Source organism: Burkholderia sp. (genome assembly GCF_018375725.1).
In the GTDB taxonomy this organism is placed as follows: Bacteria; Pseudomonadota; Gammaproteobacteria; order Burkholderiales; family Burkholderiaceae; genus Burkholderia.
On the sequence record NZ_JAHACR010000013.1, the window covers coordinates 24286 to 35185 of the forward strand.

13 protein-coding genes are annotated in these 10900 nt (G+C 66.3%); 6 read left to right on the forward strand and 7 right to left on the reverse strand.

Annotated features, from left to right (window positions below):
* Positions 1 to 10: 10 nt before the first annotated feature.
* The 4 genes from purE to pyk all read right to left on the reverse strand — a co-directional run bounded on the left by purE (position 11) and on the right by pyk (position 4418).
* Positions 11 to 529: a 5-(carboxyamino)imidazole ribonucleotide mutase gene (gene purE / locus KH616_RS04320; RefSeq protein WP_292237319.1), complete on the reverse strand. Its 519-nt coding sequence runs from the start codon at positions 527 to 529 to the stop codon at positions 11 to 13.
* Positions 530 to 559: 30 nt separating this feature from the next.
* Positions 560 to 1450: a phosphoribosylaminoimidazolesuccinocarboxamide synthase gene (locus KH616_RS04325; protein ID WP_292237320.1), complete on the reverse strand. Its 891-nt coding sequence runs from the start codon at positions 1448 to 1450 to the stop codon at positions 560 to 562.
* A 219-nt stretch (positions 1451 to 1669) separates the two neighbouring features.
* Positions 1670 to 2734, reverse strand: a complete 1065-nt coding sequence (gene fba, locus KH616_RS04330; RefSeq protein WP_292237321.1) for a class II fructose-bisphosphate aldolase — start codon at positions 2732 to 2734, stop codon at positions 1670 to 1672.
* Positions 2735 to 2981: 247 nt separating this feature from the next.
* Entirely contained in the window at positions 2982 to 4418 is a 1437-nt protein-coding gene (gene pyk, locus KH616_RS04335; RefSeq protein ID WP_292237322.1) for a pyruvate kinase, read from the reverse strand.
* On the opposite strand from pyk, the gene KH616_RS04340 reads away from it, so the two are divergent.
* Entirely contained in the window at positions 4417 to 4545 is a 129-nt protein-coding gene (locus KH616_RS04340; RefSeq protein ID WP_292237323.1) for a hypothetical protein, read from the forward strand. The two genes, pyk and KH616_RS04340, sit on opposite strands and share 2 nt — an antisense overlap.
* A gap of 141 nt (positions 4546 to 4686) precedes the next feature.
* Here the strand turns inward: KH616_RS04340 and KH616_RS04345 are convergent, their stop codons facing one another.
* The 3 genes from KH616_RS04345 to KH616_RS04355 all read right to left on the reverse strand — a co-directional run bounded on the left by KH616_RS04345 (position 4687) and on the right by KH616_RS04355 (position 7192).
* Positions 4687 to 5883, reverse strand: coding sequence for a phosphoglycerate kinase (locus tag KH616_RS04345; protein ID WP_292237324.1), 1197 nt, complete (start codon positions 5881 to 5883; stop codon positions 4687 to 4689).
* Between the two features lie 233 nt (positions 5884 to 6116).
* Positions 6117 to 6440 carry an AzlD domain-containing protein gene (locus KH616_RS04350; protein ID WP_292237325.1) on the reverse strand — a complete coding sequence of 108 codons (324 nt, stop codon included), beginning with the start codon at positions 6438 to 6440 and terminating at the stop codon, positions 6117 to 6119.
* A complete protein-coding gene (locus KH616_RS04355; protein ID WP_292237326.1) occupies positions 6437 to 7192 on the reverse strand; it encodes an AzlC family ABC transporter permease in 756 nt (251 codons plus the stop codon). Before KH616_RS04355 ends, KH616_RS04350 begins: the two co-directional genes overlap by 4 nt.
* Before the next feature lie 196 nt (positions 7193 to 7388).
* On the opposite strand from KH616_RS04355, the gene KH616_RS04360 reads away from it, so the two are divergent.
* The 5 genes from KH616_RS04360 to KH616_RS04380 all read left to right on the forward strand — a co-directional run.
* Positions 7389 to 8312 (forward strand): branched-chain amino acid transaminase, encoded by a 924-nt coding sequence (locus KH616_RS04360; protein WP_292237327.1) that lies wholly within the window; start codon positions 7389 to 7391, stop codon positions 8310 to 8312.
* A 52-nt stretch (positions 8313 to 8364) separates the two neighbouring features.
* Entirely contained in the window at positions 8365 to 8559 is a 195-nt protein-coding gene (locus tag KH616_RS04365; RefSeq protein ID WP_292237328.1) for a zinc-finger domain-containing protein, read from the forward strand.
* 141 nt (positions 8560 to 8700) lie between these two features.
* Positions 8701 to 9741 carry a lipopolysaccharide heptosyltransferase II gene (gene waaF, locus KH616_RS04370; RefSeq protein ID WP_292237329.1) on the forward strand — a complete coding sequence of 347 codons (1041 nt, stop codon included), beginning with the start codon at positions 8701 to 8703 and terminating at the stop codon, positions 9739 to 9741.
* Positions 9742 to 9856: 115 nt separating this feature from the next.
* A complete protein-coding gene (locus tag KH616_RS04375; RefSeq protein WP_292237330.1) occupies positions 9857 to 10303 on the forward strand; it encodes a nuclear transport factor 2 family protein in 447 nt (148 codons plus the stop codon).
* Positions 10304 to 10329: 26 nt separating this feature from the next.
* A partial coding sequence (locus tag KH616_RS04380) for an alpha/beta fold hydrolase (RefSeq protein WP_292237331.1) occupies positions 10330 to 10900 on the forward strand: 571 nt, incomplete at its 3' end.

A 10900-nucleotide genomic window follows, 5' to 3' on the forward strand; every position in this document is an offset into this window, starting at 1 on the left:
CGTTCCATTCTTACAGCGGCGGCAGCACCATCGCGTGCGCGGCCTCGTTCTGGCGCACACGGAACGCGGCCAGACGGTTCGCATAGTCGATCGACGTACCGGACAGGATCGACACCGCAAACAGCGCCGCGTTCGCCGCGCCGGCCTCGCCGATCGCAAAGGTCGCGACCGGCACGCCCTTCGGCATCTGCACGATCGAATGCAGCGAATCGACACCCCTCAGGTACTTGCTCGCGACCGGCACGCCGAGCACCGGCACCGTGGTCTTCGCGGCGAGCATGCCCGGCAGGTGCGCCGCGCCGCCCGCGCCCGCGATGATCGCGCGCAGGCCGCGTTCGCGGGCCTTCTCCGCATAGTCGAACATCTCGTCGGGCATCCGGTGCGCGGACACGACTTTCGCCTCGTAAGGCACGCCGAACTCCTGCAGGATCGCCACGGCATGCTGCATCACGTCCCAGTCGGAACTCGAACCCATCAGCACGCCGACGAGCGGCGCGCTGTGCGTGTGGGCGGTCTGGACTTCACTCATTTCTAGATTCCCGTGTCGGCTCGTCAAGGCTCAGGCGAGCGGCTGGCCAGTGATGCGCTCGAGCGCTTCCTGATACTTCGCGCCCGTCTTCTCGACCACGTCGTCAGGGAGCTTCGGCGCCGGCGGTTCCTTGTTCCACGGCTGTGCCTCGAGCCAGTCGCGCACGAACTGCTTGTCGAACGACGGCGGATTCGTGCCGACCTGGTACTGGTCGGCCGGCCAGAAGCGCGACGAGTCGGCCGTCAGCACTTCGTCCATCAGGTACAGCTTGCCGTGATTGTCGAGGCCGAATTCGAACTTCGTGTCGGCGATGATGATGCCGCGCGTCGCCGCGTAGTCGGCCGCTTCCTTGTACAGTCGGATCGAGATGTCGCGGATCGTCGCAGCCAGCTCGGTGCCGATGCGGCGCTCGGTTTCCTCGAACGTGATGTTCTCGTCGTGATGCCCCATCTCGGCCTTGGCGGCCGGCGTGAAGATCGGCTCGGGCAGCTTCTGCGCGTTCTGCAGGCCTTCCGGCAGCTTGACGCCGCATACGGCGCCCGTCGCCTGGTATTCCTTCCAGCCGCTGCCGGCCAGGTAGCCACGCACGACCGCCTCGACGAGGATCGGCTCCAGACGCTTGACGACCACCGCGCGGCCCTTGACCTGCTCGACCTCGTCAGCCGCGACGACCGATTCCGGTGCGTCGCCCGTCAGGTGGTTCGGGACGATATGCGCGAGCTTGTCGAACCAGAAGTTCGCCATCTGGTTCAGCACGCGGCCCTTGTCCGGAATCGGCTCGCCCATGATCACGTCGAACGCCGACAGGCGATCCGTGGTGACGATCAGGAGCTTGTCGTTGCCGACCGCGTAGTTGTCGCGAACCTTGCCACGGCCGAGAAGCGGCAGCGAGCGGAGCGTGGATTCGTAAAGGGTAGACATCGTCTTTTCGCAGATAAGGAGCCAAACAAAAAGGGAAACGCCGTTCCCCGGCTGCAAGCGGGAACGGCGGCCTTGCGTTACGTCGGCGAACCGGACGGGCGGCATGGCCCGGGCGGCGCCGGCCGGCCCTTTATCGGCCGGACAGGAGGGTGGCGGCCAGCGAACACTCGCCGGCCGGCCCGAACCGGCCATATGGCCGGGCTAGATCGTACTACAGTCTCAACGCACGACCTGCGCGAGCGCGCCGGCCTTGTACTTCTCTGCCATCTTGTCGAGCGAGATCGGCTTGATCTTCGCGGCCTGGCCTTCGCAGCCGAACGCGAGGTAACGATCGACGCAGATCTGCTTCGCCGCTTCGCGCGCCGGCTTCAGGTAGTCGCGCGGATCGAACTTCGACGGGTTCTCGAACAGGTAGCGACGGATCGCGCCGGTAATCGCGAGGCGCAGGTCGGTGTCGATGTTGATCTTGCGCACGCCGTGCTTGATGCCTTCCTGGATTTCCTCGACCGGCACGCCGTAGGTTTCCTTCATGTCGCCGCCGAACTCGCGGATTTCCGCGAGCAGTTCCTGTTGCACCGACGACGAGCCGTGCATCACCAGGTGCGTGTTCGGGATGCGCGCGTGGATTTCCTTGATGCGCGCGATCGACAGGATGTCGCCCGTCGGCTTCTTCGAGAACTTGTACGCGCCGTGCGACGTGCCGATCGCGATCGCGAGCGCATCGCACTGCGTGAGCTTCACGAAGTCGGCCGCCTGCTCCGGATCGGTCAGCAGCTGCTCGCGGGTCATCGTGCCCTCGGCGCCGTGGCCGTCCTCCTTGTCGCCCTTCATCGTCTCGAGCGAGCCCAGCACGCCGAGTTCCGCCTCGACCGTCACGCCGATCGAGTGCGCCATCTCGACGACCTTGCGCGATACGTCGACGTTGTACTCGTAGGAAGCGACCGTCTTGCCGTCGGCCTCGAGCGAACCGTCCATCATCACGCTCGAGAAACCGCTGCGGATCGCTGCCGTGCAGACCGCGGGCGACTGGCCGTGATCCTGGTGCATCACGACCGGAATATGCGGATACGACTCGATCGCCGCTTCGATCAGGTGACGCAGGAACGGCTCGCCCGCGTACTTACGCGCGCCGGCCGACGCCTGCATGATCACGGGTGCGCCGACCTGGTCCGCCGCCGCCATGATCGCCTGGACCTGTTCCAGGTTGTTCACGTTGAAGGCCGGCAGGCCGTAACCGTGCTCTGCCGCGTGGTCCAGCAATTGACGCATTGATACGAGAGGCATTGTGGAACTCCTTGAATGAAAACCGGTGCGCCCTGTGCGCCGGCGCGGCCCGCCCCGGCGCAACGGCGGGCGGACGGACGCGGCTGAGCGTCGAATGGGCGCATTTTATCGCGAAGCGCGGCCGATTCCGACCGCCCGGCGCCGTTTGCTCGCAATTTGTTACGTTCGCCGGCCGGCGAAAAGGAAAAAGCCGCGCAGGGCATCCGACCCCACGCGGCTTTTCCGGTGTGCGTCCGGCAAAAACGGCTCAGTAATGCTCGCCGACCCGGACAATCTTCAGCGTATTGGTGCCGCCCGCCTGCCCCATCGGCTCGCCGACGGTCAGTACGACCATGTCGCCGCGCGCGACGAAGCCGCGCTGCACGACCAGCTCGATTGCTTGCTGCAACGCAGCATCGCGGTCGCTGTTGAAATCGGCGTGGAGCGGCGTGACGTTGCGAAACAGCGCCATCGCGCGCTCGCTGCCGACCCGCGGCGTCAACGCGAAGATCGGCACGTGCGTGTAATGTCGCGACATCCACAGCGCGGTCGCGCCCGATTCGGTCAGCGCGATGATGGCCTTGGCACCGAGGTGATAGGCGGTAAACAGCGCGCCCATCGCGATCGACTGGTCGATCCGCGTAAACGTGCGGTCCAGGAAATCCTTGTCGAGCTCGACGTGCTCCGACTTCTCCGCCTCGATACAGACGGCCGCCATCGTCTCGATCGTCACGACCGGATACTTGCCCGCCGCAGTCTCGGCCGACAGCATCACCGCATCCGTGCCGTCGAGCACCGCGTTCGCGACGTCCGACACTTCCGCACGAGTCGGCACCGGCGCGTGGATCATCGACTCCATCATCTGCGTCGCGGTGATCACGAGCTTGTTCGACTCGCGCGCCATCCGGATCATGCGCTTTTGCAGCGCCGGCACCGCCGCGTTGCCGACTTCGACGGCCAGGTCGCCGCGCGCGACCATGATGCCGTCCGACGCGTCGAGGATGCCCTGCAGCACCGGGATCGCCTCGGCGCGCTCGATCTTCGCGATCATCTTCGGCTTGATGCCGTACGGCGCGCCCGCGATGTTCGCGAGCTGGCGCGCCATTTCCATGTCGGTCGCGTTCTTCGGGAACGACACGGCAACCATGTCCGCGCCGAGCGACATCGCGGTACGGATGTCCTCCATGTCCTTCGCGGTCAGCGCAGGTGCGGACAGACCGCCGCCCTGCCGGTTGATCCCCTTGTTGTTCGACAGCTCGCCGCCGATCTTGACGGTCGTGTGAATCTCGTCGCCGAGCACGCGCTCGACCGTCAGCACGATCAGGCCGTCGTTCAGCAGCAGCACGTCACCCGGCTCCAGGTCGCGCGGCAGATCCTTGTAGTCGAGGCCGACCCGCTCGTCGTTGCCCAGCTCGCAGCCGGCATCGAGGACGAACGACTGGCCCGGCGTCAGCGTGATCTTGCCGTTCTCGAACTTGCCGACGCGAATCTTCGGGCCCTGGAGATCCGCCATGATCGCGATCTCGCGCCCGACCTTGCGGGCGGCCTCGCGCACCATCTCGGCGCGCTGGCGGTGATCATCGGCCGTGCCGTGCGAAAAATTGAGCCGCACGACGTCGAGGCCCGCCTGCATCATCTGCAGCAGAATCTCCGGCGAACTGGAAGCCGGGCCGATCGTGGCGACTATCTTGGTGGCGCGCTGCATGAAGCTCCTCATCTGGATCAGGGTGGATGCGCTGGGTGAAACGCTGCGAGAGCCGGAAGCGGGAAGCCCAGCGGCGACCGCTCCGGACAGCGTGCCGGTGCTTGCGCCCGGCATCGCTTTGTTCTGAATCTCGTGTGATTGCACAGTCGCCGCTGCGCGCGGGACGGCGTTCGCCCGCGCGGGCGCGCGTGTTCGCTTGCCCGCGCCGGCCGCCGGCTCCGCTTTCGCGGAGCGCGCGGCCTTCGTCATCCCTGCGCGCGACGCCACATCAGGCGGCCCGCGTTTCCAGCACTTCCACCGCAGGCAGCGTCTTCCCTTCGAGGAACTCGAGGAAGGCGCCGCCGCCCGTCGAGATGTAGCTGACCTGATCGTGGATGCCGTACTTCGCGATGGCCGCGAGCGTGTCGCCGCCGCCCGCGATCGAGAACGCGGACGAATGGGCGATCGCTTCCGCGAGCGTCTTGGTGCCGTTGCCGAACTGGTCGAACTCGAACACACCGACCGGACCGTTCCAGACGATCGTGCCGGCCTTCTCGAGCTGGCTGGCGAGCGCCCTGGCCGTTTCCGGCCCGATGTCGAGAATCATGTCGTCCGCTTCGATGTCGGCGACCTTCTTCACCGTCGCGACCGCCGTCGGCGAGAATTCCTTCGCCGTCACGACGTCGGTCGGGATCGGCACCGACGCGCCGCGCTTGCGCGCTTCGTCGATGATCGCCTTCGCCTCGTCGACCAGATCGGTTTCCGCGAGCGACTTGCCGATCGGCAGGCCGGCCGCGAGCATGAACGTGTTCGCGATGCCGCCGCCGACGATCAGCTGGTCGACTTTCTCCGCGAGCGACTTCAGGATCGTCAGCTTGGTCGACACCTTCGAGCCGGCGACGATCGCGACGAGCGGGCGCTTCGGATTGCCGAGCGCCTTGCCGAGCGCGTCGAGTTCAGCCGCGAGCAGCGGGCCGGCACATGCGACCGGCGCGTACTTCGCGATGCCGTGCGTCGTCGCTTCCGCGCGATGCGCCGTGCCGAACGCGTCGTTGACGTAGACGTCGCAGAGCTTCGCCATGGTCTGCGCGAGGTCGTCCGCGTTCTTCTTCTCGCCCTTGTTGACGCGGCAGTTCTCGAGCAGCACGACCTGCCCCGGCGCGACTTCGACGCCGTTCTCGACCCAGTTCGCGACGAGCGGCACGTCGCGGCCGAGCAGTTCGGCGAGGCGCTTCGCGACCGGCGCGAGCGAATCTTCCGGCTTGAACGCGCCTTCCGTCGGGCGGCCGAGGTGGGACGTCACCATCACCGCGGCGCCGGCATCGAGCGCGGCCCGGATGGCGGGCACCGACGCGCGCACGCGGGTGTCCTCGGTGATATTGCCGTGATCGTCCTGCGGAACGTTCAGGTCCGCGCGGATGAACACGCGTTTGCCGGCGAGTTCGCCGGCAGCGATCAGGTCGGTAAGACGCTTGACTTGGTTCATGGTGGATCGATGAAGTAGTGGATGGGGAAAGGGGTCTCACGCTGACGTGCGCGGGCTGCCGCCGGGGGCGCCGGATGCGGTCGCGGCTGGCGGATCCGCATGACGCGCACGGGAAAAATCTTGAATGGGCATTCTAGCCGATCCGTTTGACAGACTGGCCCGCCCGGCCGTGAATTCCGGCTATCTGAAAGACGGCGCGATGCCGCATCGCAGCACGAACACGCCGTCCGCAATCAGAAAACCAGCCGCAAAACCGTGAATACGAGCATCCCGACCACGATCGTGCCGAGCATGCTGCGCCGCCACATGAACCAGCCGAAGCCGGCGAGCGCCGCGTAGAAGTGGGGGTTGCCGAGCCCGAACGACAGTCCGGTCGGCGTCTCGAGCACATCCGGCAGCACGACCGCCGCAAGCGCGGCCGCCGGAGCATAGCGCAGCGCGCGCTGCATGCGCTCGGGCAGCACCGTGCGCTCGCCGCCGATCAGGAACAGTGCGCGGGTGACGGCCGTGACGACCGTCATGCCGATGATGACAAGCCATATCTGCGTCGAGCTCATTCGACCTCCTCGTGGCGGACCGTGCCGGTGCGGATGCGCCGCCAGTCGGCCCGCTCGACGAAGAAATCGGCGGTGCAGCCGGCCGCGAGCGCGGCCAGCACGGCGAGCGGCAGCGCAAGCCGGTACGGCAGGTCGAACGCGACCAGCGACACGACGCCGGCGATCCCGACCGCGGCGAGCGTCGAGCGGTTCGCGATCGCCGACACCATGATCGGAATCAGCGCGAGCGTGCCGGCCAGTTCCAGCCCCCAGCTCGCGGGAAAGAAGCTCGCCAGCAGGATGCCGGCGATCGACGAGACCTGCCACGACACCCAGCTCGCAAGCGCCATCCCCCAGAAATACGCCTCCTTGCCCGGCACGTAGCCGGTCGCGAAGCCCTGCTTCTGGAACAGCAGATAGATCACGTCGCCGTTGAAATAGCCGATGGCGAGACGCCGCCACAGCGGCAGGTACGAAAAATGCGGGGCGAGCCCGGCGCTGAAGATCACGAAGCGCAGGTTGACCATCGTTGCCGTGAGCAGCGCGGTCCAGACCGGCAGCTTCGCCGCGAGAAGCGGCAGCACCGCGAGCTGCGACGACCCCGCGTAGGCGAGGAGCGACATCGCGGTGGCCTGCCCGATCGTCATGACCGACTTGCTCATCGCGACACCTGTCACGAGCCCCCAGGAAAGGATGGCCATCAGCGTCGGGGAATAGTCGCGTGCGCCCTGGATCAGCGCGAAACGGTCGGTGGCGGACAGGCGTGCGAGCATGGGGAGAGCGCCGCGGCGGGCGGATTGTATCGGGGCAGCGGCGCCTCCTGCCGGCACGCCCGTTGTGATTGGAATCGGTACCGGGCGATTATAGCCGCGCCCCGGCGTCCGCCGACCGGATTGGCGCCAAAAGACGCTAAAATAAGCGTCTTTCCGGCTCAACGCTGCACACAACCGCACCCGAGAGGAGATTCCTATGTCAATGGCCGACCGCGACGGCAAGATCTGGATGGACGGCAAGCTGATCGACTGGCGCAACGCCACGATCCACGTCCTGACCCATACCCTGCACTACGGCATGGGCGTCTTCGAAGGCGTGCGCGCTTACAAGCTCGTCGACGGCAGCACCGCGATCTTCCGCCTGAAGGACCACACGAAGCGCCTGCTCAACTCGGCGAAGATCTTCCAGATGGACGTGCCGTTCGATCAGGAAACGCTCGAAGCCGCGCAGTGCGAGGTCGTGCGCGAGAACCGACTCGAGTCGTGCTACCTGCGTCCGATCATCTGGGTCGGCTCGGAGAAGCTCGGCGTGTCCGCGAAGGGCAACACGATCCACGTCGCGATCGCCGCATGGCCGTGGGGCGCCTACCTCGGCGAGGAAGGCCTCGCGAAGGGCATCCGCGTGAAGACGTCGTCGTTTACGCGTCACCACGTCAACGTGTCGATGGTGCGCGCGAAGGCGTCGGGCTGGTACGTGAACTCGATCCTCGCGAACCAGGAAGCGACCGCCGACGGCTACGACGAGGCGCTGCTGCTCGACGTCGACGGCTACGTGTCGGAAGGCTCCGGCGAGAATTTCTTCCTCGTGAACCACGGCAAGCTGTACACGCCGGATCTGGCATCGTGCCTCGACGGCATCACCCGCGACACGATCATCACGCTCGCGAAGGATCTCGGCATCGAGGTGATCGAAAAGCGCATCACCCGCGACGAGGTCTACACCGCGGACGAAGCGTTCTTCACCGGCACGGCGGCCGAAGTCACGCCGATCCGCGAGCTGGACAACCGCACGATCGGCAGCGGCACGCGCGGCCCGATCACGGAAAAACTTCAATCGGCATTTTTCGATATCGTGTCGGGCAAGAACGCAAAATACGCGCACTGGCTGACGAAGATCTGAGCGCGCCACGCGCTCGAACGCCCCCGCAAGAGAGTCATCAAGAGAAAGACCCATGAGTGAAATCAAGGAAATGCCGCTGGTCGAACTGACGGCCAAGGATCTCCCCGCCTACTGCCCGAACCCGGCGATGACGCGCTGGGACACCCATCCGCGCGTGTTCATCGACATCACGCACGGCGAAGCGCGCTGCCCGTATTGCGGCACGCGCTACAAGCTGCGCGACGGCGAAACCGTCACGGGTCACTGAACGCCGGCGCGCCGTTCTGCGCGGTCCGCCGCCTTGCATGGCGGCGCATCCGGATATCCGGCGCGCCGCCCTTTCCATATTCTGGCAACCCGAACACGGCGCCGCGCGCCGTGCTTCATTACGACATCGGAAATCGACCTCATGCGTCGAGCGTTGGTTATCGCACCGAACTGGATCGGTGACGCATTGATGGCGCAGCCGCTCTTTGCGCTGCTGAAGAAATTGCATCCCCGCATCGCGATCGATGCCGTCGCACCCGCCTGGGTCGCGCCGGTGCTCGAGCGCATGCCGGAGATCCACGATGTCTACGCGACCGATCTCGCGCACGGCAAGCTGCAGATGCTGCGCCGCTGGCAGCTCGCGAGCGACTTGCGCGACAACGACTACGACGCTGCCTACGTGCTGCCGAACTCGCTGAAGTCCGCGCTGATCCCGTGGCTCGCCGGCATTCCGCTGCGCATCGGCTATACCGGCGAGCACCGCTACGGGCTGTTGAACGTGCGGCATGCGAACCCGGACAAGTCGCACGGCGAACGGCCGCCGATGACGCGTCACTACGCGGCGCTGGCCTATGCGCCGGGCGCGAAGCTGCCCGAGTCGATGAAAACCCTGCCGCCGCCGCGACTCGACGCCGACCTCAATGAAACGGCGCGCGTGTCCGCACGTTTCAATCTTGATACGCGGATGCCGCTCGTCGTGTTCTGTCCGGGTGCGGAGTACGGTCCGGCAAAGCGCTGGCCGCCCGAGCATTTCGCGTCGCTCGCGAAGATCGTCCACCAGTCTTTCCCGTATACGCAGATCATCGCGCTCGGCTCGCAGAAGGACGCCGCCGTCGCGCAGGTGATCACCGAGCAGGCGCCGCACGTGCGCAACCTGTGCGGACAGACGTCGCTGTCCGAAGCCTGCGCGCTGATCGCGCGCGCGAATGCGGTCGTCACCAACGATTCCGGGCTGATGCACGTTGCCGCGGCGCTGCGGCGCCCGCTCGTCGCGTTGTACGGGTCGACGGATCCGCGTCATACCCCTCCGCTGTCCGAGCTGGCGAAGGTACAATGGTTGCATCTCGAATGTAGTCCCTGCTTCGAGCGCGAGTGCCCGCTCGGTCACCTGAAGTGTCTGCGCGAACTCGGCCCGGAGCAGGTATTCGGCGATTTGCGCGGCATGCTCGTCGGGCAACGCTGACCGTCTCCGGCAGCGTCGCACGACGCGGTGCCGGGCAATCCGATTCACCGGTGTGCGGCGGCCTCGTGGCCGCCGTGCTGAATACGGCGCGCGATGCGCGCGAGAGATAAACCCGATGCCACGTTTTGCCCGCCTCTTCGAAGCCGCCGCCGATACGCTCAACGCCTACTATCAGGCCATCGCCGATGCCAATGTCGATGCGCTGATGGCGTTGTGGATCGACGAGGATTTCGCCAGCTGCATCTGGGCAGACGGCTCGCATCTGCATGGCCTCGAGCAGATCCGTAGCGGCCTTGGCGCACGGCTGTCCACGCAGCCCGCGACGATCGAGCCGCTCGACATCCGCGTATACGACAGCCTCGGCACCGTCGTCTACACGATCGCCGAAGCGCATCAGCAGGCCGACCTCACTGCCGAGCCCGACCTGGTGTTCGCAACGTACGTGATGATTCACGAGCGCGGCGAATGGCGCATCGCGCACATCCATGCGAGCCCGATTCCCGAACAGGCGGCCGGGCAATTTGCCGCCAAGATCCGCCACGGGCAGGGCCCGCTGCATTGACGAATTGACGAAGACGCGGGGCGATCATGAGTACGGCTTCTCCGCCCACACCACTTGACGGGGCACACGGCTCCGACGACGACCTGCTGCGCTATCGTGCGCCGCGCTGGCTGCCGAACAGCCATGTGCAAACCATCGTGCCCGCGCTGTTCGCGCGACGCCCGACTGTCGCCTACCGGCGCGAGCGATGGCAGACGCCCGACCACGACTTCATCGATCTCGACTGGCTCGCGCACCTCGACAGCGCGGCGCCGCGGCCGGATGCGCCGCTCTTCGTGCTGTTCCACGGTCTCGAAGGCAGTTCCGGTTCGCATTACGCGCTCGCGATGATGGCCGCCGCGCGCGCGAAGGGCTGGCATGGGGTCGTCCCGCACTTCCGCAGTTGCAGCGGCGAGATGAACCGCCAGCCGCGCTTCTATCACCTCGCGGACAGCGCCGAGGTCGACTGGATCCTCAGGCGTCTCGCCGCGCAGCATCGCGGGCCGCTCGTCGTCGCCGGCGTATCGCTCGGCGGCAACGTGCTGCTGCGCTGGCTCGGCGAGCATCGCAGCGATACGTCGATCGTGCGCGCCGCCGCCTCGTTTTTGGTAAAGCGGA